20 protein-coding genes and 1 riboswitch are annotated in these 21,098 nt (G+C 60.3%); of the genes, 11 read left to right on the top strand and 9 right to left on the bottom strand.

Going from position 1 to position 21,098, the window contains the following annotated elements; all coding sequences use genetic code 11:
* Positions 1–14: 14 nt before the first annotated feature.
* Positions 15–935 carry a nucleoside hydrolase gene (locus AC1V0D_RS18500; protein WP_111207832.1) on the bottom strand — a complete coding sequence of 307 codons (921 nt, stop codon included), beginning with the start codon at positions 933–935 and terminating at the stop codon, positions 15–17.
* 128 nt (positions 936–1,063) lie between these two features.
* Positions 1,064–1,139: riboswitch (Fluoride riboswitch) on the top strand.
* Between the two features lie 87 nt (positions 1,140–1,226).
* Here AC1V0D_RS18500 and crcB point away from each other — a divergent pair.
* Together crcB and AC1V0D_RS18490 are read left to right on the top strand one after the other, a co-directional pair.
* On the top strand, positions 1,227–1,604 hold the full coding sequence (crcB, locus tag AC1V0D_RS18495) for a fluoride efflux transporter CrcB (RefSeq protein ID WP_009087940.1): 378 nt from the start codon (positions 1,227–1,229) through the stop codon (positions 1,602–1,604).
* A gap of 117 nt (positions 1,605–1,721) precedes the next feature.
* Entirely contained in the window at positions 1,722–2,537 is an 816-nt protein-coding gene (locus tag AC1V0D_RS18490; RefSeq protein WP_058956919.1) for a sugar phosphate isomerase/epimerase family protein, read from the top strand.
* Here the strand turns inward: AC1V0D_RS18490 and AC1V0D_RS18485 are convergent.
* The 3 genes from AC1V0D_RS18485 to AC1V0D_RS18475 all read right to left on the bottom strand — a co-directional run bounded on the left by AC1V0D_RS18485 (position 2,534) and on the right by AC1V0D_RS18475 (position 5,090).
* On the bottom strand, positions 2,534–3,139 hold the full coding sequence (locus AC1V0D_RS18485; RefSeq protein ID WP_482907870.1) for an alpha/beta hydrolase: 606 nt from the start codon (positions 3,137–3,139) through the stop codon (positions 2,534–2,536). The two genes, AC1V0D_RS18490 and AC1V0D_RS18485, sit on opposite strands and share 4 nt — an antisense overlap.
* Before the next feature lie 10 nt (positions 3,140–3,149).
* Complete coding sequence (locus AC1V0D_RS18480) at positions 3,150–4,091, bottom strand: glutathione S-transferase family protein (RefSeq protein WP_046100793.1); 942 nt, start codon at positions 4,089–4,091, stop codon at positions 3,150–3,152.
* A 99-nt stretch (positions 4,092–4,190) separates the two neighbouring features.
* Positions 4,191–5,090 carry a LysR family transcriptional regulator gene (locus AC1V0D_RS18475; protein ID WP_482907861.1) on the bottom strand — a complete coding sequence of 300 codons (900 nt, stop codon included), beginning with the start codon at positions 5,088–5,090 and terminating at the stop codon, positions 4,191–4,193.
* Positions 5,091–5,230: 140 nt separating this feature from the next.
* Between AC1V0D_RS18475 and AC1V0D_RS18470 the strand changes: the two genes are divergently transcribed.
* A complete protein-coding gene (locus AC1V0D_RS18470) occupies positions 5,231–6,355 on the top strand; it encodes a GNAT family N-acetyltransferase (protein WP_482907860.1) in 1,125 nt (374 codons plus the stop codon).
* On the opposite strand, the gene AC1V0D_RS18465 is transcribed toward AC1V0D_RS18470, so the two are convergent.
* Positions 6,352–8,184 (bottom strand): ABC transporter ATP-binding protein, encoded by a 1,833-nt coding sequence (locus AC1V0D_RS18465; protein ID WP_009087928.1) that lies wholly within the window; start codon positions 8,182–8,184, stop codon positions 6,352–6,354. The two genes, AC1V0D_RS18470 and AC1V0D_RS18465, sit on opposite strands and share 4 nt — an antisense overlap.
* Positions 8,185–8,256: 72 nt before the next feature.
* On the opposite strand from AC1V0D_RS18465, the gene AC1V0D_RS18460 reads away from it, so the two are divergent.
* Complete coding sequence (locus tag AC1V0D_RS18460; protein ID WP_009087926.1) at positions 8,257–8,757, top strand: GNAT family N-acetyltransferase; 501 nt, start codon at positions 8,257–8,259, stop codon at positions 8,755–8,757.
* Positions 8,758–8,792: 35 nt separating this feature from the next.
* On the opposite strand, the gene AC1V0D_RS18455 is transcribed toward AC1V0D_RS18460, so the two are convergent.
* The 3 genes from AC1V0D_RS18455 to AC1V0D_RS18445 form a co-directional block, all read right to left on the bottom strand.
* Positions 8,793–9,710 (bottom strand): sugar ABC transporter substrate-binding protein, encoded by a 918-nt coding sequence (locus AC1V0D_RS18455; RefSeq protein WP_058956922.1) that lies wholly within the window; start codon positions 9,708–9,710, stop codon positions 8,793–8,795.
* 223 nt (positions 9,711–9,933) lie between these two features.
* Positions 9,934–10,320 (bottom strand): hypothetical protein, encoded by a 387-nt coding sequence (locus tag AC1V0D_RS18450; RefSeq protein ID WP_223812773.1) that lies wholly within the window; start codon positions 10,318–10,320, stop codon positions 9,934–9,936.
* Between the two features lie 93 nt (positions 10,321–10,413).
* Positions 10,414–10,806, bottom strand: coding sequence for a hypothetical protein (locus AC1V0D_RS18445; protein ID WP_482907859.1), 393 nt, complete (start codon positions 10,804–10,806; stop codon positions 10,414–10,416).
* Positions 10,807–11,027: 221 nt separating this feature from the next.
* On the opposite strand from AC1V0D_RS18445, the gene AC1V0D_RS18440 reads away from it, so the two are divergent.
* The 7 genes from AC1V0D_RS18440 to AC1V0D_RS18410 all read left to right on the top strand — a co-directional run bounded on the left by AC1V0D_RS18440 (position 11,028) and on the right by AC1V0D_RS18410 (position 19,960).
* Positions 11,028–12,194, top strand: coding sequence for an HD-GYP domain-containing protein (locus tag AC1V0D_RS18440; protein ID WP_009087920.1), 1,167 nt, complete (start codon positions 11,028–11,030; stop codon positions 12,192–12,194).
* 108 nt (positions 12,195–12,302) lie between these two features.
* The gene (kdpF, locus tag AC1V0D_RS18435) at positions 12,303–12,392 is read left to right on the top strand and encodes a K(+)-transporting ATPase subunit F (protein ID WP_009087918.1); all 90 of its coding nucleotides are present in this window, start codon (positions 12,303–12,305) and stop codon (positions 12,390–12,392) included.
* Complete coding sequence (gene kdpA / locus AC1V0D_RS18430) at positions 12,392–14,080, top strand: potassium-transporting ATPase subunit KdpA (RefSeq protein ID WP_140029773.1); 1,689 nt, start codon at positions 12,392–12,394, stop codon at positions 14,078–14,080. The genes kdpF and kdpA overlap by 1 nt, the downstream gene beginning before the upstream one ends.
* Positions 14,077–16,125 carry a potassium-transporting ATPase subunit KdpB gene (kdpB, locus tag AC1V0D_RS18425; protein WP_009087915.1) on the top strand — a complete coding sequence of 683 codons (2,049 nt, stop codon included), beginning with the start codon at positions 14,077–14,079 and terminating at the stop codon, positions 16,123–16,125. Before kdpA ends, kdpB begins: the two co-directional genes overlap by 4 nt.
* A gap of 10 nt (positions 16,126–16,135) precedes the next feature.
* Positions 16,136–16,702: a potassium-transporting ATPase subunit KdpC gene (gene kdpC, locus AC1V0D_RS18420; RefSeq protein WP_046100786.1), complete on the top strand. Its 567-nt coding sequence runs from the start codon at positions 16,136–16,138 to the stop codon at positions 16,700–16,702.
* A 30-nt stretch (positions 16,703–16,732) separates the two neighbouring features.
* Positions 16,733–19,408 (top strand): two-component system sensor histidine kinase KdpD, encoded by a 2,676-nt coding sequence (gene kdpD, locus AC1V0D_RS18415; RefSeq protein WP_482907858.1) that lies wholly within the window; start codon positions 16,733–16,735, stop codon positions 19,406–19,408.
* Positions 19,409–19,462: 54 nt separating this feature from the next.
* Entirely contained in the window at positions 19,463–19,960 is a 498-nt protein-coding gene (locus tag AC1V0D_RS18410; RefSeq protein ID WP_009087908.1) for a TIGR00645 family protein, read from the top strand.
* A gap of 93 nt (positions 19,961–20,053) precedes the next feature.
* Here AC1V0D_RS18410 and AC1V0D_RS18405 read toward each other — a convergent pair whose 3' ends face one another.
* The gene (locus tag AC1V0D_RS18405) at positions 20,054–21,010 is read right to left on the bottom strand and encodes a LysR family transcriptional regulator (protein WP_058956930.1); all 957 of its coding nucleotides are present in this window, start codon (positions 21,008–21,010) and stop codon (positions 20,054–20,056) included.
* Positions 21,011–21,098 lie beyond the last annotated feature (88 nt).

Here is a 21,098-nt window from a genome sequence, read left to right as displayed (position 1 = left end):
GGCCAGCCAGCGCGTCAGGGCGCGGTGAGGGTGTTAAAGAAGTGCGCCCGCACCGCGTCAGCATCCACGCCGAGCGCGATGCGCTGGGCGGGCAGACCGGCAAACGGGTCCTGTCGGGAGGCCAGTGCGCTCAGCCTGCGCACCGTCTGACCGCAGGCGATCCCTTCGGTGATCACCCGCAGGGGGCTTTCGGCCAGGGTAAACGCCTCTGGCAGACTGAGCCATGCCACCGCCAGGGTGTCGTGCAGCGCCATGCCGTTAAATCCCTCTTTCGCCAGACTGTAAGCCAGGTAAGGGCGACAGATGGCGCTCAGCACCGGCTGATTCAGCCGCTGAACCTCTTCGCCGGTGATCAGGACCTTGTGGGTAACATCCAGCGGGATCACCACCACGTTCAGCGCCGAGGTGAGCACCTGATCGGCAGCATGGGGATCTTTCCAGATATTAAATTCGCTGAAGGGCGTCACGTTGCCACTGTGTCCCCCGCTGCCGAACGCACCGCCCATGATCACCAGCTCTTTCACCAGCGGAATGATGTCGGGTGCCTGATTAATGGCCGAGGCGATGTTGGTCAGCGGACCGATCGCCACCAGGGTGATCTGATGCGGCTGTGCCCGCACGCTGTCGATAATAAACTGCACTGCGCCGGGGGCCTGATCGCTACAGCTGTTTTCAAACGCATCACCCAGCCCATCCTGGCCGTGCAGGGTGGCGGGAGCCGACGGGGCCATCGCCAGCGGTCGCGCGCAGCCGCGATAAACCTCTGCGTCGATCGCCATCTTCTGGCAGAACAGCCGGGCATTTTTCACCGCCTGACCCACCGCCACGTTGCCGAAAACGGTGGTAATGCCCAGCAGATGCTGGGTGCGCGCCGCATAAGCCAGCGCAAAAGCATCATCCACGCCGATATCAGTATCAAAAATCAGGGTTCGCATCGCCTCTCCGTCACCGACTCTCATCCCTCAGCATTACCCCGCCCGCAGCGTGGGCGTCAAGCATTTACGCCAGCCGGGCCGGTTTCCCGGCGCAAGGTTGCCAGCCTGAAACGGGCGTCGTATTATCACCGGCTCAAGGTGATGGCGTGCCACCTTTCCCAACCGCCGGTGGGCTTAACACCGGCTGATGACGCCTGACACTCAATCCTTTCGCGGGAGCTGAGGCGTCAGGCGCAGTTTATCTCTGCCTCTCCTCTCAGCCCGGCGTTAATCTGCAATCAGGAGCAAGTTATGTTGAAACCGTTACTGGCGGTGATGATCGGCGGCTCGGCCGGCTGTGTGCTGCGCTGGCTGTTCGCGATGCGCTTTAATGCGCTCTTTCCCAATCTGCCACCCGGCACGCTGCTGGTGAATCTGATCGGCGGGCTGGTGATTGGCGGTGCGATGGCCTGGTTTGTTCGCCACCCCGACATCGACCCGATCTGGAAACTGCTGATCGTCACCGGCCTGTGCGGCGGACTGACCACCTTCTCCTCCTTCACGGCAGAATTAATGGTGTTGCTACAATCAGGGAAGTATCTCTGGGCGATGGCCAGCGCGCTGGTGCATGTGATCGGTTCACTGCTGATGGCGTTTGCCGGTTTTGCGCTGGTGACGCTGCTGGGCTGAGCCGGTTAACCGGCCCCTGTGCGCCAGAGAAACAGAGGGGTTCAGGTCACGCCCGTCACTCACCGAGGGTATGACCTGAACATCACCGATTATTCCGGACGATTAAGGAGCCGAGCAATGCGAACCAACCCCACCTTCCTTAACCTGGTGTTGTTAAACGGTGAACCCGGCCAGAAACTCCAGGCGGCGCGTGACGCCGGTTTCGATCAGGTGGAGATCTGGCGCGAGGATGTTGAGGCGTGCGAGGGCGGTGCGGCGGCGCTGGCTGAGATCGCGGCCCGGCAGGGACCCGGCTTTACCAACCTCCAGGTGCTGCGCGATTTCACCGGCGCACCCATGGCACTGCGCGCACAGAAGCGCGAAGAGCTGCGTCAGTTTATTCAGATCGCCCAGGCGCTGGGCTGCGATACCCTTCAGGCTCCGGCCAGCACCCGGGAAGATTGCTGTGCCGAACTGATCGATGATGACCTACGCTGGATGGCCTCTGAAGCCGCGCGCTACAACATGCGCATTATGTATGAGCCGATGGCCTGGTGCAGTGTGGATAACACGCTGCCGCTGGCGTGGCAGCGGTTGCAGCGGCTCGACCAGCCGAATATCGGTCTGGTGGTCGACCTGTTCCATATCTGCGCGCGCGGGGGCGACGCCGCCCATCTGGATGGCATTCCGGCCGACCGCATTTATGAGGTGCAGCTGTGTGATATGGCCGCCGTTCCGGCGCAGGACAAACAAAGCCTGATGGCGATGGCGAAGCATCAGCGCCTGCTGCCTGGCGACGGCATTATCGACGTGGATCGCTTTGTCGATAAGCTCAAAAGCGCAGGCTATCAGGGACCGCTGGGCATTGAAGTCTTCAACGACCGGCTGAAACGCCTGCCGCCTGAGGTGGCGGCGGCGCAGGCCTGGCAGGCGTTAGACCGCTACCGGCGTTAATCCTGCAGGCACTGTCCGATAAAGGCGGCGGCGTGCATCGCGCCCGGACCTGAAATGGTGTGGCCGGTGGCCGGTTCAAAGCGCGCGTCGACCGGCACCCCGGCGGCTCTGAGTCGTGTCGCGGCCGATTCGCTCTCCTGCCACGGGATTACCTCATCGGCCTGGCCGTGGATCAGCAGCGCGGGCACATGAGCCTGCGGAGTTAATTGACCCTCAACGGCCAGACGACCGGAAAAGGCGACCACGCCTGCCAGCGGATAACGGCCCGAGGCGAGCGCGTCCAGCGCCATAATCGACCCCTGTGAAAAGCCGACCAGCACCACATCCTGCCAGCGGTCGGCGAAGCCATGCTGCGCAACGATAGCGTTCAGGGTTGCGTCAAACGCGGCGCGCGCTGCCCGCACCCGGCCTGGCCGATTTTCTGGCGTCACGTCGGTCAGGCTGAACCACTGCCAGCCAAACCCTGCGGTAAAACGTTCAGGCGCATTGGGCGCGGCAAAAATCACATCCGGCAACAGCGTCGCCCAGTGGTGGCCCAGCGGGGCCAGGTCATCGCCGTTACTCCCCACGCCATGCAGAAAAATCACCAGTGCCTTTGCCATCATTGCTCCTTTAAAAACCGTATTCGCTCATATCCGGGCCCGCCGGCACGATGCCGTTCGGGTTGAGCGCTTTGATCGAGTAGTAACCCTGTTTGATGTGATCGATGTTGACCGTCTCACGCACGCCGGAGACCGACAGCATGCTCTTAAGATAGCGGTTGAGCAGCGTATAGTCGCGTAAGCGGCGCAGGTTGCATTTGAACAGGCCGTGATAGGCCACGTCAAAGCGGATCAGGGTCACAAACAGGCGAATGTCGGTTTCGGTCAGCCGTTCCCCCAGCAGAAACGTGCGGCCATCGCTCAATAGCGCCTCCAGCTCATCCAGCTGGCTGAAGACGTCGTTAAACGCCTGCTGATAGCTGATGGCGGTCGTGGCAAATCCGGCGCGGTAAACCCCGTTATTCAGGCGCGGATAGAGGCTCTCATTGAGCGCATCAATCTCAGCGCGCAGCGCGGCGGGATAGAGGTCGATGCGGTTATCGGCCAGATCGCCAAAGCCGCTGTTGAACATGCGCACGATATCTGCCGACTCGTTGCTGACAATGGTGCCGGTTTTCTTGTCCCACAGCACCGGCACGGTGGCCCGGCCCGTGTAATCGGGTGCCACGCGGGTATAGATCTCATGCAGGTACTGCGCGTTGTTCAGCGGGTCCTGCTGCGCGCCGGGAAAATCACCGAAGCGCCAGCCCTGAGCACCGAGCTGCGGCTCCACCACCGTGACGCCGACGAGCGACTCCAGCCCTTTGAGCCTGCGGGCGATCAGCGCACGTGATGCCCACGGGCAGATCAGCGCCACATAGAGATGGTAGCGGTCGGGCTCTGCCGGGAATGGTGTTGAGCCATCGCTGCTGATGAAGTCGCGGAAGCCGGATGTCTGGCGGACGAAACCGCCCTGTTTATCGGTAGCCTGCACCGGATGCCAGTCACTACTCCACTTGCCTTCTACTAACATTGTGCGACTCCTCTGTTGAGATGAGAAGCAGCATAACTGATGACTAAAAGGCTGATAATCCGGCCCTGAAGACAATCATTTCTTCCATATTGGAAGAAATCAGACGGGTGGGAAATGAATGAAATGGGTGACCAGGAAGTCGATAAGCAGGCGCGCCCGGTGGGGCAGATGGCGGGCGGGCGGATAAACCGCAAACAGACCCAGTGGCGGCGTCTCGAAGTTCTCCAGCAGCCGGACGATATCACCGCGTTGCAGCGCAGGGGCCGCGATAAATCCGGGCAGGCGCGCGATGCCCAGGCCCGCGATAGCCGCCTGCAGACAGGCTTCGGTGTTGGCGAAGCGCAGACGGCCCTGCACAGGCACGGTCACGACCTCACCGTCGGAACCGGCAAACGGCCAGTGCCGGGGATCGCGAAAATTGGTGTCGATAATGCACTGATGCAGAGCGATCTCCTGCCAGTGCTGCGGGGTGCCGAACTGTTCAAGATAGGCCGGTGAGGCGGCGAAGCGCACGTGAACCTCGCCCAGCCTGCGCGCCACCAGGCTGCTGTCGCTCAGGTTGCCGATGCGGATCGCCATATCAAATCCTTCATCGACGATGTTCACGGCCCGATCTGAAAAGCTGACGTCCAGCTCAATCAGCGGATAGCGGCGGGCAAAGGCGACCAGCACCTGAGAGAGCACCGCCGTGCCAAAGGAGCCGGGCGCGCTGATTTTCAGCCGGCCGGTCGGCGTCATGGCGCTTTCGCGCACGCTGGCATCCAGCGTCTCAAACGCGTCGAGCAGGTGTTTGACCCGTTCGTAATAGGCACGCCCGACATCGGTCGGCGACAGGGCGCGGGTGCTGCGCTTAAACAGCTGCACACCGAGCTGCTGCTCCAGCTTCGATACCAGCTTTGACGCCTGACTGCTGCTGGTGCCGAGACGTAACGCCGCCGCAGAAAAGCTGCCGGTTTCCAGCACTGTGACAAACATCCGGTCACAATCGAGTCGATCCATGGCGATGTCCTGTGGGATAAAGTCGCAGTATAGAGGCTGTGCTCAGCGGATGCAGCCTTCACTTTGCGTGCCTTAGCCCTTTCGCTGACGCGCAAAACCTGCTTGACTGCATCTCTGCCCGCCGTTGTCTGGAGTAATTCATGTCGCTGATTCAACTGAACTCGCTGACGGCGATTCCCGCCGCTGAGTGGGATGCCCTGTTGCCGGATGACCAGCCGTTTCTGCGCCACGCCTTTCTGCTCACGTTAGTAGAGAGCGGCAGCGTGCGGCCTGCATCGGGCTGGCAGCCTGATCATCTGCTGTGGCAGGAAAATGGCGTGACCCGCGCCGCGCTGCCGGGCTACCGCAAACGCCATTCCCAGGGCGAGTATGTCTTTGATCACGCCTGGGCGGATGCCAGCCAGCGCGCCGGGATTCGCTACTACCCGAAATGGCTGGGGGCGATTCCCTTCAGCCCCGTCAGCGGTGCCCGTCTGCTGGGTGATCCTTCTGCCGCCGCACACCTGCTGGCGGCCCTGCCTGAGCACCTGTTGCAGCAGGGCTTAAGCGGCGCGCACATCAACTTTACCGACGCGCAGGCCAATACCCTGCTGGCTGAGCAGCCCGACTGGCTGTCGCGGCTCGGCTGTCAGTATCACTGGCACAACCGGGGCTACCGTGATTTTCAGGATTTCCTCGATACGCTGATGTCGCGCAAGCGCAAACAGCTGCGCAAAGAGCGTGAACAGGTGGCGCAGAGCGGCTTCGAATTTGACCGCTATCCGGGCCATCAGCTGCGGGAAGATCAGTGGGATTTTGTCTATACCTGTTACGCCAACACCTATGCGGTGCGCGGCCAGCGCCCCTACCTGACGCGGGATTTCTTCAGCCTGCTGGCGGAGCGGATGCCGCAGAATATTGTGGTGGTGATCGCCCGCTTACAGCAGCAGCCGGCGGCGATGGCCTTTTATCTGCGCGACAGCAACACGCTTTATGGCCGCTACTGGGGCTGTCTGGCGGAGTTTGACCGGCTGCACTTCGAAACCTGTTTCTATCAGGGAATGGATCTGGCTCTGGATGAAGGGCTGGCGCGGTTTGATGCGGGTGCGCAGGGTGAGCACAAGCTGGTGCGCGGCTTTGAGCCGCAGATCACCCACTCCTGGCACTATCTGCTGCATCCCGGCCTTCGCGATGCCGTCGCCGATTTTCTGCAGCAGGAGCGGGAAGGCGTGCGCGGCTGGGCGGAAGAAGCGCGCGACGCCTTACCCTATCGGCGTGGCGATTAATCGACGCCGACAAACCCCCCGGTCTGATGCTGCCACAGCCGGGCATAGAGGCCGTTTTGCGCCAGCAGTTCCTGATGGCTGCCCATCTCGGCGATGCCGCCCTTATCCAGCACCACCAGCCGGTCCATCTTCGCGATAGTCGACAGGCGGTGCGCGATGGCGATGACGGTTTTACCCTGCATCAGCGACTCCAGACTCTCCTGAATCGCGGCTTCCACTTCTGAGTCGAGCGCCGAGGTAGCCTCATCCATGATCAGAATCGGGGCATCTTTCAGCAGCACGCGGGCGATCGCCACACGCTGACGCTGACCGCCCGACAGCTTCACCCCGCGTTCGCCCACGTGGGCGTCCAGGCCGGTGCGGCCCTGCGGGTCGGAGAGCAGGGGAATAAACTCGTCGGCGCGGGCGCGGCGGATCGCAAGCTGGAGCGCCTCTTCACTGGCGTCGGGACGGCCATAAAGCAGGTTTTCGCGGATTGAGCGGTGCAGCAGCGAGGTGTCCTGGGTGATCATGCCAATCTGGCTGCGCAGGCTCTCCTGCGTCACGCTGGCGATATCCTGATCGTCGATCACAATCCGGCCACCGTTCAGGTCATAGAGCCGCAGCAGCAGGTTGACCAGCGTCGACTTGCCGGCACCCGAGGGACCAATCAGACCAATCTTCTCGCCGGGCTGAATGGTGAGGTTAAGGTGGTTGATGACCTGACGACCGCCACCATAGTCGAAGCGCACATCTTCATAGCGAATCTGGCCGCGCGTCACCTTCAGCTGCTTCGCCTGCGGCGCATCCTGCACGCTCAGCGGCTGGGCGATGGTGTTCAGGCCATCCTGCACCATGCCGATATTTTCAAAGATGCCGTTGACGACCCACATGATCCAGCCGGACATGTTCACCAGGCGGATCACCAGTCCGGTCGCCAGGGCAATCGCCCCGACGCTGATCAGCGACTGGCTCCATAGCCAGAGCGCCAGTCCGGAGGTGGAGACAATCAGCAGGCCGTTCAGCGCTGACAGCGTCAGATCCATGCTGGTGACCATGCGGCTGGCGTGCTGGGTTTTATCGGTCTGCTCCTGAATGGCCTCGCGCGCATACTGACGTTCCAGATCGCTGTGGGCGAACAGCTTGATGGTGGCGATATTGGTATAGCCGTCAACGATGGTGCCCATCAGCTTAGAGCGTGCTTCTGAGGAGACCACCGAACGCGCCTTGACGCGCGGCACAAAGAAACGCAGTGAGGCGCTGTAGGCCACCATCCAGAGGATCAGCGGGATCATCAGCCGCCAGTCGGCATCGGCAAACAAAATCAGCGAGGTCACGGCGTAGATCAGGACATGCCAGATGGCATCCACCAGCTGCACCGCCGAGTCGCGCAGTGAATTGCCGGTCTGCATGATGCGCTGGGCGATACGACCGGCGAAATCATTCTGAAAGAAATTGAGACTCTGACGCAGCACGTAGTTGTGATGCTGCCAGCGGATCATACTGGTCATGCTCGGGCTGATACTCTGGTGCACCAGCATGTCGTGCAGGCCGATAAAGATCGGCCGCAGAATCAGCGCCACCGCCCCCATCCAGAGCAGCAGCGGCCAGTTATCCCGGAACAGCGTGGCGGGCGTGGCGTGATTGACCATATCAATGAGGCGGCTCAGATAGCCAAACAGCGACACCTCGATCAGCGCGGAGACCAGGCCTACCAGCAGCAGTGCCGCAAAACTGGGCCAGACCTGGCGCAGATAGTAGAGGTAAAAGGGCCAGACCGTGGAGGGCGGTGAATCGGTCGGCGCGTCATGAAAAATATTGATAAAACGCTCAAAACGGCGATACAACATAGCGAGGCTCTTTTCATCCGGTAAAGAGCTACAGCTTAGTGCATGAACCCCATCCGGCTAACAGGAGAAAATATGGAAATTGTCATACGGGCACGGGAACCGCAGGATGCTGCCGCCTATCAGCGGCTTTACAGTCACCCCGATGTTTACCCCTGGACACTGCAACTGCCGTTTCCCAGCGTCGCCCTCTGGGAGAAAAAATTCGCCAGGATGGATGCAGAGGGTTTTGTTGCGTTTGTCGCCGAAATCGACGGCGTGCTGGCCGGTGAGCTGACGCTGTTCGTCGACAGTAAGCCGCGTACCCGCCACTGCATCAGCTTTGGGCTGGGTGTACATCCTGACTTTGCCGGACGCGGCGTTGGTGAGCGTCTGATCCGCACCGCGATGAACTATGCCCGTAACTGGCTGGGGATCACCCGGATGGAGCTGGAGGTGTTTCACGACAACGAAAGGGCGCTGCGGCTCTACCAGCGGCTGGGCTTTGAACGGGAAGGGATGAAGCGCCAGGCCGCCCTGCGTGACGGGCAGCTGCGCGATGTCGTGATGATGGCGAAGCTGCTGAACGACGCGTAATAAACGGCGCGGTCACGCGGCCGCGCCAGTCTGCGTCACGGGTTCTTCGTGCTGTATTGCTGCATATTCTGCTGCGTGACCAGCTCAAACGGGATCCACTGATGGGACGCTACCTTCTGGCCTTTAATCATCTGCTGCGCCACCTCAACCGATTTTCTGCCCTGACCCACGGCATCCTGGAAAACCGTGACCGCCAGTTTGCCGCTCGCCAGCGCTTTCAGGCCATCCGGCGTGGCATCAATACCGCCCACCAGAATGGTTTTCTTCGGCTTCGCCTGCGCGATCGCCATAGTGGCACCAATCGCCATTTCATCGTTGTTGGCGGCGACAATATCGATATCTTCGCCGTTCGACAGCCAACTGAGCATTAAATCCATTCCCTCGTTGCGCGCATAGTTGGCGGTCTGTTTCAGCACCACTTTCATCCCGGGATACTTTGCGACCACCTGCTCCACATCCCGGGTGCGCTGCAACGCACCCGCATCGCTAAGATTACCGATCATAATGGCGACCCGGCCACGATAGCCGGCCTGTTTTGCCAGCGCCTCCATCTGCAGCGTGCCCGATTCGCGCTCATCTGAGCCGACAAACACCACGCCCGGAGGCAGGGTTTTATCGCCCGGCGTGCGGTTAACGTAAACCAGCGGAATGTGAGCCTGCTGCGCCAGGCGGGTCAGGGCAGGGGTGCTGGCGGAGTCGACCGGATCGACGATAATCGCATCCACTCCGGCGCTGATAAAGCTCTGCACCTGATCGGTCTGACGACCCACATCGCCGCGCGCATCTTCAAACTGCGCATCCAGCTTTTGCGCTTTTGCCTCTTTATCGATCGCCTGGCGGATAAGGGTGAGAAAGTTCTGGTCGAAATAGGCCATCGACACGCCAATTTTCTCTGCCAGCGCCGACGTGGAAAGAGCGAGCAGACAGAGAATTGCCCATGCACATTTTTTCATTGCGGACTCCCGAGGTTAACCGGATGGAATGGATTTTTCATTTATTCTGAGAATGGACAAATAAGATCATTTGCAGCTTATGAAGGAGAGCCAGGTTTGACAACCGCCTCTTTTCACTCTTGCTGGCGCCGCCACACTTTGCCGGAAAAGCGTGGCGTTATTGCTGCGCGCACTGCGGCAGAGAGACAGGGTTTTCGCGCTTTTGTGCAGCGCCCTGTCTGAATTAAGGCAGCAGCAGACTCAACATTCCGGCAGCAACAAAAAACGCCGTCGCGGTAACCCACAGGTAATAGAAAAAGATCATCCAGGCATGGATGTATACATCAGGTTCATCGAAGAAAGAGCAGGCAGGATCATCATGGCGCATAAATAAGATTCTTTTTTTATGCGATAGCCTGATAAAAAAGCGTATCACTATAATGGCACCAAAAAATCCCGTCATATGATGAAACGAGGCCGGAGCAGGAAAAAGATATTTTTCTTTATACCGTGCTATCAGATAATAATATTCTTCTCTTTTTAAGAGATAAACAATTAAAGAAAGCAATATCATTGCACTGCCTGATAATGCAAAAAAGAGTCCCATTTCCGCTATTATTTTATTTGTCATTATAAAATGATTAACCACTTTTCGGAGCCTCTGTCTGCTGTGCCTTCCCCGGCAGGCGCTGCGCAGGGAGTTACGCTGACGCCAGCACGGGCTTTAAGGCAAAAGCAGACCAAAAACAGCGAACAGCATATAACATGCCGTAGCGGCAAACCACAGCAGCGAATAAAGTTTCATCCAGGAATGAATCTGATGTTTTTTGTCATCAAAAAAGGCATAACCGGGGTCGTTAAGAGAAATAAATCGTATTTTCTTTCTTTGGCTTAATTTTATGAAAAATCGTAAAAGCGGAAACACGCCGAAAAAGCCCGTCGTGTAATAAAAGGCGCAGGAGCCAGGCAAGGTATATTTTTCCCGATAAGAGGAAACAAGACCATAATAATCCTGTCTTTTGATCAAAAAAAGAATAAGCGACAGCACCAGAAGGCAGCAGCCCAGCCCACCAAAAAATAACGCTGTATCAGCCAGTAATATGCCGGTTTTCATCATGTTTATGACCCTTTCCATGTCACCGTTAAGTCAACGTCCCGGAGCAAATATAAATAATTCTGCCGGGCCAGGCAAAAAACCTGCTGCTTGCGTAAGTAAGCGCAATCGCCTCTCCTCTGACCACTCTCCTGAACACCGCCGCCGCACAAAACAGCCTGAAGAAAATTTGTCCAGCTGCCGATATCACCTTATCTCCCTCGCTGAGCTTAAGGAGTGATAGCGTGATAAAGCTGATTACCATTGATGAACTGCGCCCGGGGATGTTTATCCACAAGCTGGAAGTCTGGTGGATCAAAGACCAGCGCATTCGTAATGAGATGCTGATCGCCGATCCACGACAAATCGCCCTGTTACGCAGTGAAGGGATCCGCCAGCTCTGGATCGATCTCGATCGTTCAGTGCAGGCCCCGATCGCCACCGTGGTCGCGAAAAAAACCATTGGTCGCACCCCCTTTTTTCAGGAGCTCGATCAGGCCCAGCAGATCTTCCAGCAGGGCAAACCGAAAGTCCTGGCGATGTTCAACGAAGCGCGGCTGGGTAACGGCCTGAAGCTCGACTATATGATGAATCTGGTGGATGAAATCGCCGGATCGATCACGCGTGAACCTTCCGCCATGCTGAGCGTGGCGCGGCTGAAGAATCATGATGACTATACCTACCTGCACTCCATGGCGGTCTGCGGGCTGATGATTGCGCTGGGTAAAACACTCGGGCTGAACGACCAGCAGCTGCGGCGGGTGGGCATGGGCGGTTTACTGCATGATGTCGGTAAAGCGGCCGTGCCGCTGGCGATCCTCAACAAAGCCGGCAAGCTGACTGACGAAGAGTTCAGGGTGATGCGCGAGCATCCGGTGGTTGGCACGCAGATGCTGATAGAAGCTGACGCCGATGACGATCTGCTGGATATCGCCCTGCATCATCATGAGAAATATGATGGCAGCGGCTACCCGCACGGCCTGAAAGGGGAGGCGATTTCGCTCTATGCCCGCATGGCGGCGGTGTGTGACGTCTATGATGCTGTGACCTCAACCCGTGCCTATCGCAACGGCTGGACCCCTGCTGAGGCGATGCATCAGATGCTGAGCTGGCGCGGCCATTTTGACCCCGGCCTGCTGCACACCTTTGTGCGCACCATCGGCATCTATCCGGTGGGATCGCTGGTGCGTCTCGCCTCCGGCCGGGTGGCACTGGTGGTCAGAGCGGGTGAAAAGTCGCTGATGCGTCCCTGTGTGCATGTGTTCTGGTCGCTGCACGCCCAGCGCGAAGTCAAACCGGAGGAGCTCGACCTTGGCGACAGTTTCTGCACTGACAGCATTGTCGGCGCAGAGGACAGCACGCTGTGGGGTAATGTCGATCTTAATCGTATCTGGGCGCTGGAAGTCGCCTGATATTTCGCCATTTTTACACTATTTTTACGCCCGCCCGCTGCATTTTAACCCCTTCTTTATACGCCTCCGCGCAAGCTATGCCCTAAATCCAAACCTCTGGAGGTTCCTGTGAGCGTGGGCGTAATAACCGGCATTCTGCTGGTGGTGTTGTTACTGGGCTATCTGATCTATGCCCTGTTAAATGCGGAGGCCTTCTGATGGCGGCCAATGCTTTCTTACTTATCGCCGTTTATCTGCTGCTGCTGATGGTGCTGGCGCAGCCGCTCGGCCGGGGTCTGGCGTCGTTAGTGGCGGATAAACCGGTGTTTGCCCGCCTTGAAGGGCCGCTATGGCGACTGCTAGGGGCGCAGCAATCTGACATGCGCTGGCCGCACTATCTGCTGGCGATTCTGCTGTTTAATGCGCTGGGTTTTGTGGTGCTGCTGGCGATTCTGCTGATGCAGGGGGCGCTGCCGCTCAATCCACAGCAGCTGCCTGGCCTGAGCTGGCATCTGGCGCTCAACACCGCCATCAGCTTTGTTACCAACACTAACTGGCAGTCCTACAGCGGTGAGAGCACCCTGAGCTATTTCAGTCAGATGGTGGGCCTGACGGTGCAGAACTTTCTCTCTGCCGCGACCGGCATTGCGGTGGCATTTGCCCTGATCCGTGGCTTCGCGAATCGCAGCATCGCCACGCTGGGCAACGCCTGGCGCGACCTGACGCGCATCACGCTCTATGTCTTACTGCCCATCAGCCTGTTGATGGCGCTGTTCTTTGTCAGTCAGGGCAGCATTCAGAACGTCCTGCCTTATCACAGCCTCTCCACGCTGGAAGGCGCGCAGCAGACGCTGTCGATGGGGCCGGTGGCGTCGCAGGAGGCGATCAAAATGCTGGGCACCAACGGTGGCGGCTTCTTTAACGCCAACTCCGCCCATCCGTTTGAAAACCCGAATGTGCTCACCAACTTCGTGCAGATGCTGAGCATCTTCCTGATCCCGGCGGCGCTCTGCTTCGCGTTTGGCGAAAGCGTGCGTGACCGTCGTCAGGGCCACATGCTGCTGTGGGCGATGACGCTGATGTTTGTGGCGGCGGTGGCGGTGGTGATGTGGGCCGAACTGCAGGGCAACCCGCACTTCCTCCAGCTGGGGGCTGACAGCGCCGTCAATATGGAAGGCAAAGAGACGCGCTTTGGCATTCTTAACAGCAGCCTGTTCGCCGTGATCACGACGGCAGCCTCGTGCGGTGCGGTCAATGCCATGCACGACTCCTTTACCGCGCTGGGCGGGATGGTGCCGATGTGGCTGATGCAGCTGGGCGAAGTGGTGTTCGGCGGTGTCGGAGCCGGCCTCTATGGCATGCTGCTGTTCGTGCTGCTGGCGGTGTTTATCGCCGGGCTGATGATTGGCCGCACGCCGGAGTTTCTGGGTAAAAAAGTCGATGTCTGGGAGATGAAAATGACCGCCCTGGCGATTCTGGTCACCCCGGCGCTGGTGCTGATCGGCACCGCTCTGGCGATGATGACCGACGCCGGACGCAGCGCTATGGCAAACCCGGGCATTCACGGCTTCAGCGAAGTGCTTTACGCCGTCTCATCCGCGGCCAACAACAACGGCAGTGCCTTTGCCGGACTCAGCGCCAACACGCCGTTCTGGAACCTGTTACTGGCCGTCTGCATGCTGCTGGGCCGCTTCGGCATCATCATTCCGGTAATGGCGATTGCCGGGGCGATGGCGGCGAAAAAAGTGCAGCCGGTGGGCAATGGCACGCTGCCTACCCACGGCCCGCTGTTTATTGCACTGCTGATCGGTACGGTGCTGCTGGTCGGCGCACTGACCTTTATTCCTGCTCTGGCGCTGGGCCCGGTGGCTGAGCATCTGCAACTTGTTCAGGGACAATCCTCATGAGTCGTCAACAACAGGCGTTATTTGACGCAGCGCTGCTGCGCACCTCAGCCTGGGATGCGGTGAAAAAGCTCGATCCCCGGGTGCAGTTCCGTAACCCGGTGATGTTTGTGGTCTACCTCGGCAGCATCCTGACCTCGCTGCTGGCGCTGGCGATGCTGGCGGGCCGGATCGACGGCAGCGCCAGTTTTACCGGAGCGATTGCGCTCTGGCTCTGGTTTACCGTGCTGTTCGCCAATCTGGCGGAGGCGCTGGCAGAGGGGCGCAGTAAGGCCCAGGCGAGCAGCCTGAAAGGGGTGAAAAAGACCAGCTTTGCCAAAAAACTGTCAGCGGCGCGCTATGGCGCAGAGTGGCAGCAGGTGGCCGCCGATCAGCTGCGCAAAGGCGACGCGGTGCTGGTGGAAGCAGGCGACATCATTCCCTGCGACGGTGAAGTGCTGGAGGGTGGGGCCTCGGTGGATGAGAGCGCCATTACCGGCGAGTCCGCCCCGGTGATCCGCGAGTCGGGCGGGGACTTTGCCTCCGTGACCGGCGGGACACGCATTCTCTCTGACTGGCTGGTGATCACCTGCAGCGCCAACCCGGGTGAAACCTTCCTCGACCGGATGATCGCCATGGTGGAAGGCGCGAAGCGTCGCAAAACGCCAAACGAGATTGCCCTGACCATCCTGCTGGTTTCGCTGACTATCGTCTTCCTGCTGGCGACCGTGACGCTCTGGCCTTTCTCGGCCTGGGGCGGAACGCCGGTCAGCGTTACGGTGCTGGTGGCCCTGCTGGTCTGTCTGATCCCGACCACGATTGGTGGCCTGCTGTCAGCGATTGGGGTGGCGGGGATGAGCCGGATGCTGGGCGCTAACGTCATCGCCACCAGCGGCCGTGCCGTCGAGGCCGCAGGCGATGTGGATGTGCTGATGCTGGATAAAACCGGCACCATCACCCTGGGTAACCGTCAGGCGACGCAGTTCCTGCCCGCGCCGGGCGTCAGCGAGGAGCAGCTGGCCGACGCGGCGCAGCTGGCGTCGCTGGCCGATGAGACGCCGGAGGGCCGCAGCATCGTGGTGCTGGCTAAACAGCAGTTTAACCTGCGTGAACGCGATCTCAGCAGTATGGGGGCCACCTTTATTCCCTTCTCGGCGCAGACCCGCATGAGCGGCGTCAACGTGCAGGACCGGCTGATCCGTAAAGGGGCGGTGGATGCGGTGCGTCGCCACATCGAAGCCAGTCATGGCCGTTTCCCGGCCGAGGTGAATGCGCAGGTCGAAGAGGTGGCGCGCACCGGGGGCACCCCGCTGGTCGTCGCCGAGGGCGCAAACGTGCTGGGTGTGGTGGCGCTGAAGGATATCGTAAAAGGCGGCATCAAAGAGCGCTTTGCCGAGCTGCGCAAGATGGGCATCAAAACCGTGATGATCACCGGCGATAACCCGCTGACGGCGGCAGCGATTGCGGCGGAAGCGGGCGTGGATGATTTTCTCTCTGAGGCGACGCCGGAAGCGAAGCTGGCGCTGATCCGCCAGTATCAGGCGGAAGGGCGTCTGGTCGCGATGACCGGCGACGGCACCAACGATGCGCCTGCGCTGGCACAGGCCGATGTGGCGGTGGCGATGAACTCCGGTACGCAGGCGGCGAAAGAGGCGGGCAACATGGTCGACCTCGACTCGAACCCGACCAAGCTGCTGGAAGTGGTGCACATCGGTAAACAGATGCTGATGACGCGCGGTTCGCTGACCACCTTCAGTATCGCTAACGACGTGGCGAAATATTTTGCGATCATCCCGGCGGCGTTTGCGGCGACCTATCCGCAGCTCAACATGCTCAACGTCATGCAGCTGCACTCGCCCGCCAGCGCGATCCTCTCAGCGGTGATCTTCAACGCTCTGGTGATTGTCTTTCTGATCCCGCTGGCCCTGAAAGGCGTCAGCTACCGGCCACTGAGTGCCGCTGCGCTGCTGCGCCGCAACCTGCTGATTTATGGGCTGGGCGGCCTGCTGGTGCCGTTTGCCGGCATCAAAGCTATCGATCTGCTGTTAGTGTTATCAGGCATGGCCTGAGGAGCAAAAAATGAGTCAGTTACGTCCGGCAATTTTACTGTTGCTACTGCTTACCCTGGTCACCGGCGTGGTTTATCCTTTCCTCACGACCAGCCTGGCGCAGTGGCTGTTTCCGGCGCAGGCGAATGGATCGCTGCTGGAGGAGGATGGCGTGGTGCGTGGATCCGCGCTGATTGGTCAGAACTTCACGCAGCCCGGTTATTTCTGGGGCCGCCCTTCAGCCACCAGCGACAAACCCGATAATCCGCTGGCCTCAGGGGGCAGCAATCTGGCAGCCAGTAACCCGGCGCTGGACAAAGCCGTCGCGGAGCGCGTCGCGGCGCTGCGGGCCGCCAATCCGCAGGCGCCCGCCGCGGTGCCGGTTGAGCTGGTCACCACCTCAGCCAGCGGGCTGGACCCGGATATCTCGACTGACGCCGCGTTATGGCAGGCACCGCGCATCGCCGCCAGCCGTAAGCTGCCGCTGGCGCAGGTCGAGGCGCTGATCGACCAGCAGACGCACCGTCCGCTGATGCCATTCCTCGGCTCGCCGACGGTCAATGTGCTGCAGCTCAATATGGCGCTCAACGATCTGTAAGGGTGTTTCTGTTATGCCATTAAGGAAGCTATGAATCACGAACCCCAGCGTCCCGATCCCGACGCGCTGCTGCAGGCTAACCGCGAAACCCACCGCGGGCAGCTGAAAATCTACTTTGGTGCCTGTGCCGGTGTGGGCAAAACCTACGCCATGCTGCAGGAGGCGCAGCGGCTGCGCGCGCAGGGTCTGGATGTGCTGATCGGCGTGGTGGAGACCCATGAACGGCCGGAAACCGCGCAGCTGCTGACAGGATTGCCCCTGTTGCCGCGTCGTGCGACCGGTCGCTCGCGTCATGCGGAGTTCGATCTCGATGCGGCACTGGCTCGCCATCCGGCGGTGATCCTGATGGATGAGCTGGCGCACACCAATGTGCAGGGCTCGCGACATCCCAAGCGCTGGCAGGACATCGAAGAGCTGCTTGAAGCGGGCATCGACGTGCTGACCACCGTCAACGTGCAGCATCTTGAGAGCCTCAACGATGTGGTCGGGGGTGTCACCGGCATTCAGGTGCGTGAAACCGTGCCCGATCCCTTTTTCGACAGCGCCGATGAGGTGGTGCTGGTCGATCTGCCGCCCGACGATCTGCGTCAGCGGCTGAAAGAGGGCAAGGTCTACATCGGTGACCGGGCAGAGCGCGCTATCGAAAACTTTTTCCGCAAAGGTAACCTGTTCGCGCTGCGTGAGCTGGCCCTGCGCCGCACCGCCGATCGGGTGGATGACCAGATGCGCGCCTGGCGCGATCAGCAGGGGCGGGATCGCGTCTGGCACACCCGCGACGCCATTCTGCTCTGCATCGGCGACGACAGCGGCAGTGAGAAGCTGGTGCGCACGGCCGCCCGGCTGGCGGCGCGGCTCGGCAGTGAATGGCATGCGGTCTATGTTGAAACGCCCCGTCTTCACCGGCTGCCGGAAGGACGGCGGCGGGCGATTCTGCGCACGCTGCAGCTGGCGCAGGAGCTGGGGGCGGAAACCGCCACCCTCTCCGAGCCGGATGAAGCCGAAGCGGTGCTGGGCTACGCGCGCGAACATAATCTGGGCAAAATCGTCACCGGCCGCCGTCCGCTGCGGCGCTGGCGGCGTGACAGTTTTGCCGAGCGGCTCGGCCAGCTGGGGCCGGATCTCGACCTGCTGGTGGTGGCGCTGGATGAACCGCTGAAGGATGCGCCGCATCCGCTGCCGGATGGCCGCCCGACCAGCGATAAATGGCGGATTCAGCTGCGTGGCGTGATGATGGCGCTGGTGCTCTGCATCGCCGTTACCGCCGCCGGGCAGTCGGTGCTGATCAACTTCGATCCCGCCAACTGCGTGATGATCTACCTGCTGGCGGTGGTGATCGTGGCGCTGCGCTACGGGCGCTGGCCGTCGGTGATCGCTACGGTGATGAATATCGTCGCCTTCGACCTCTTCTTTGTGGCCCCCACCGGCACGGTGGCGGTCTCCGACCTGCAATATCTGGTCACCTTTGGTGTGATGCTGGCGGTAGGAGTCATCGTCGGCAACCTCACGGCGGGCGTCCGCTATCAGGCGCGGGTGGCACGCTACCGCGAACAGCGTGCGCGACAGCTCTATGAGATGGCGAAATCGCTGGGCAGCGCCTTAACGCCGCAGGATATCGCGACGACCAGCCAGCGGGTGCTGGATGCCACCCTGCAGGCGCGCTGCCTGCTGCTGTTGCCGGATGAGCAGGGCGAACTGCAGCCGGTCGGCGAGGCGTTACCGGCCAGCGAACCGGACCGCGCTATCGCGAAGTGGAGCTACAGCAAAGGCCAGCCGGCGGGGGCGGGCACCGATACGTTACCGGCGGTGCCTTATCAGATCCTGCCGCTGAAAAGCGGCGCGCACTGCCGGGGCCTGCTGGTGGTGGAGCCGCAGAATCTGCGTCAGCTGATGATCCCCGAACAGCAGCGGCTGGTGGAAACCTTCACGGTGCTGATTGCTAACGCGCTGGAGCGGATGGCGCTGTCGCACAGCGAGGCGGCATCGCGGCTCTCGGCGGAGCGGGAACAGCTGCGCAATGCGCTGCTCTCCGCCCTGTCACACGATCTGCGCACCCCGCTGACCGTGCTGTTTGGTCAGGCGGAAATGCTGATGCTCGACCTGGCCAGCGACAACTCAAAATATGTGCCGCAGGCCAGCCAGATCCGCGAGCAGACGCTGAGTACCATCCGGCTGGTCAGCAATATGCTGGATATGGCGCGCATTCAGTCGGGCGGCCTCAATCTGCGTGAAGAGTGGCTGGCGCTGGAGGAGGTGATTGGCGGGGCGCTGAGCAGCATGGCACCGTCGCTGAAAGGGCATGAGGTGCAGCTCGACCTGCCGGACGATATCGTGCTGATCAAAGGCGACAGCACACTGCTGGAGCGGGTCTTCACTAACCTGATTGAAAACAGCCTGAAGTATGCCGGTAACTGTGCGCCGCGCGGCATCCGGGCGTGGCGTGCCGCAAACCGGCTGGAGATCTCCGTCTGGGATGGCGGGCCGGGCATCGCTGAAGGGGACTTAAGCCGGATATTCGATAAGTTTTCGCGCGGTGATAAGGAGTCTGCCGTACCGGGCGTCGGGCTGGGGCTGGCGATCTGTAAAACCATCATTGAGAGCCACGGCGGCCAGATCTGGGCGGAGAATCGGACCGAAGGCGGCGCGGCCTTTCGTCTCTCGCTTCCCCTGCCGCCGGTTCCGGAAATTTCTGACGACGAGCTGAAATAACTTCACAGTGAATCGGTTATACTCCCGGACCTGTCTGATTACGTGTGGGATTGTATGGAACGTTTTACCGAAAACCTGATGTATGCATCGCGCTGGTTGCTGGCCCCGGTTTACATTGGACTTTCGCTGGGATTGCTGGCGCTGACGATTAAATTTTTCCAGGAAATAGTCCACCTGCTGCCCAACATTTTCAGCATTGCGGAAAACGATCTGATCCTGCTGCTGCTGTCGCTGGTCGATATGACGCTGGTTGGCGGTCTGCTGGTGATGGTGATGCTGTCAGGCTATGAGAACTTTATCTCGAAGCTCGATATCGACGAAGACAAAGAGAAGCTGAGCTGGCTGGGCAAGATGGACTCCGGCTCACTGAAGAACAAAGTGGCCGCCTCTATTGTCGCCATCTCTTCGATTCACCTGCTGCGGGTGTTTATGGAAGCGCGCAACGTCGATAATGATAAGCTGATGTGGTACGTGATTATCCACCTGACCTTCGTGCTCTCCGCCTTTGTCATGGGCTGGCTCGATAAGCTGTCACGCTACGATAAAAAGTAACGCATTCCCTTTCCGGCGCGCCGCTAATGCGGGCGCCTGCTCTGCCTCCTCCTCCCGCGTCTCTCTACCCAAATCCGCTAGCTGTCTCCGTTGTTACTCCGCCCTGTCTGAGTGAGCCGGTTGTGAGGCCGGACGGGTGCCGGTCAGCTGCGGCATCACCTCTTTGATCATGGCAAAGAAGTGTTGCAGCCTGGCCGGGTAGTAACTCGCCCACGGATAGGTCAGCCACACCGGCAGCGGCGGGGCCTGCCACGCGGGCATCAGCTGAATCAGTTTGCCCTCCGCCAGATCCTCCTGCACCGCCCACGATGAGACAATCGCCGCCCCCATGCCGGCCAGTGCCGCTTTACGCACGGCGTAAAGGCTGTCGCTGCTCAGCCGCGGCATAATCGGCAGGTTCAGCGGCTGGCCGTCATCTATTTTCTGCAACGCCACTTCATTACGGTAAAAGCTGGTGAGCGCCAGCCACGGCAGATCGCCCAGCTGTTCCACCCGCTCAATCGGCGGAAACTGGTCCAGCAGGCGCGGCGCCGCCACCACGAAACGCGGCACTTCTGCCAGCAGAACCGCCACGACCGACGGATCGCTGGGCGCGCCGACCTGAATGGCACAGTCCACATTCTCCGCGATGAAGTCGGGTGTGCGGTCATTCAGCATCCACTCTATATTGAGTCGGGGATAGCGGTGCAGATAGTCCACCAGGGGATCGATCAGCTGATCCTGACCAAAGGCGTGCGGGGCGCGAACCCGCAGCGTGCCGATGGGTTCGTCACTGGCCCCGGTCAGCTCATCTTCCAGCGCATGCCACGTGGCCAGCAGCTGCCGCGCCTGGGCGTAGCAGCGTTCGCCATCATCGGTGAGCTTCAGCGCATGGGTCGTGCGCAGAATGAGCTTCAGGCCGAGCCGCTGCTCCAGGATTTGCAGCCGCCGGCTGACGGTAGGCTGGGTGGTGCCGAGCTGTGCTGCAGCGGCGGAGAGGCTGCCGCTCTCAACAATACGGATAAAAGTCTGCATCAGTTCGATGCGGTCGCTGCCACTGGAATGATTCATACGCTCCACGCATAACGGTTTTGCCTGACGTCAGTCTACCGCGTATAACCGCAATGCGCTTAAATAGCGGCACGAAATGATGAGGATG

This window comes from Pantoea sp. PA1 (assembly GCF_056856975.1).
The sequence above is the reverse complement of the archived record's forward strand: the minus strand, read 5'-3'. Positions and strand labels throughout refer to the sequence as shown.

Bases quoted from the DNA above. Each gene is read 5' to 3' on its own strand.
- AC1V0D_RS18410 (WP_009087908.1), top strand. From the start codon at position 19,463: ATGGAACGTTTTACCGAAAACCTGATGTATGCATCGCGCTGGTTGCTG.
- AC1V0D_RS18500 (WP_111207832.1), bottom strand. From the start codon at position 935: ATGCGAACCCTGATTTTTGATACTGATATCGGCGTGGATGATGCTTTT.
- AC1V0D_RS18465 (WP_009087928.1), bottom strand. From the start codon at position 8,184: ATGTTGTATCGCCGTTTTGAGCGTTTTATCAATATTTTTCATGACGCG.
- kdpD (WP_482907858.1), top strand. From the start codon at position 16,733: ATGAATCACGAACCCCAGCGTCCCGATCCCGACGCGCTGCTGCAGGCT.
- AC1V0D_RS18470 (WP_482907860.1), top strand. From the start codon at position 5,231: ATGTCGCTGATTCAACTGAACTCGCTGACGGCGATTCCCGCCGCTGAG.
- crcB (WP_009087940.1), top strand. From the start codon at position 1,227: ATGTTGAAACCGTTACTGGCGGTGATGATCGGCGGCTCGGCCGGCTGT.
- AC1V0D_RS18405 (WP_058956930.1), bottom strand. From the start codon at position 21,010: ATGAATCATTCCAGTGGCAGCGACCGCATCGAACTGATGCAGACTTTT.
- kdpC (WP_046100786.1), top strand. From the start codon at position 16,136: ATGAGTCAGTTACGTCCGGCAATTTTACTGTTGCTACTGCTTACCCTG.
- AC1V0D_RS18460 (WP_009087926.1), top strand. From the start codon at position 8,257: ATGGAAATTGTCATACGGGCACGGGAACCGCAGGATGCTGCCGCCTAT.
- AC1V0D_RS18480 (WP_046100793.1), bottom strand. From the start codon at position 4,091: ATGTTAGTAGAAGGCAAGTGGAGTAGTGACTGGCATCCGGTGCAGGCT.
- AC1V0D_RS18490 (WP_058956919.1), top strand. From the start codon at position 1,722: ATGCGAACCAACCCCACCTTCCTTAACCTGGTGTTGTTAAACGGTGAA.
- kdpA (WP_140029773.1), top strand. From the start codon at position 12,392: ATGGCGGCCAATGCTTTCTTACTTATCGCCGTTTATCTGCTGCTGCTG.
- AC1V0D_RS18485 (WP_482907870.1), bottom strand. From the start codon at position 3,139: ATGGCAAAGGCACTGGTGATTTTTCTGCATGGCGTGGGGAGTAACGGC.
- AC1V0D_RS18455 (WP_058956922.1), bottom strand. From the start codon at position 9,710: ATGAAAAAATGTGCATGGGCAATTCTCTGTCTGCTCGCTCTTTCCACG.
- AC1V0D_RS18475 (WP_482907861.1), bottom strand. From the start codon at position 5,090: ATGGATCGACTCGATTGTGACCGGATGTTTGTCACAGTGCTGGAAACC.
- kdpB (WP_009087915.1), top strand. From the start codon at position 14,077: ATGAGTCGTCAACAACAGGCGTTATTTGACGCAGCGCTGCTGCGCACC.
- AC1V0D_RS18450 (WP_223812773.1), bottom strand. From the start codon at position 10,320: ATGACAAATAAAATAATAGCGGAAATGGGACTCTTTTTTGCATTATCA.
- AC1V0D_RS18445 (WP_482907859.1), bottom strand. From the start codon at position 10,806: ATGATGAAAACCGGCATATTACTGGCTGATACAGCGTTATTTTTTGGT.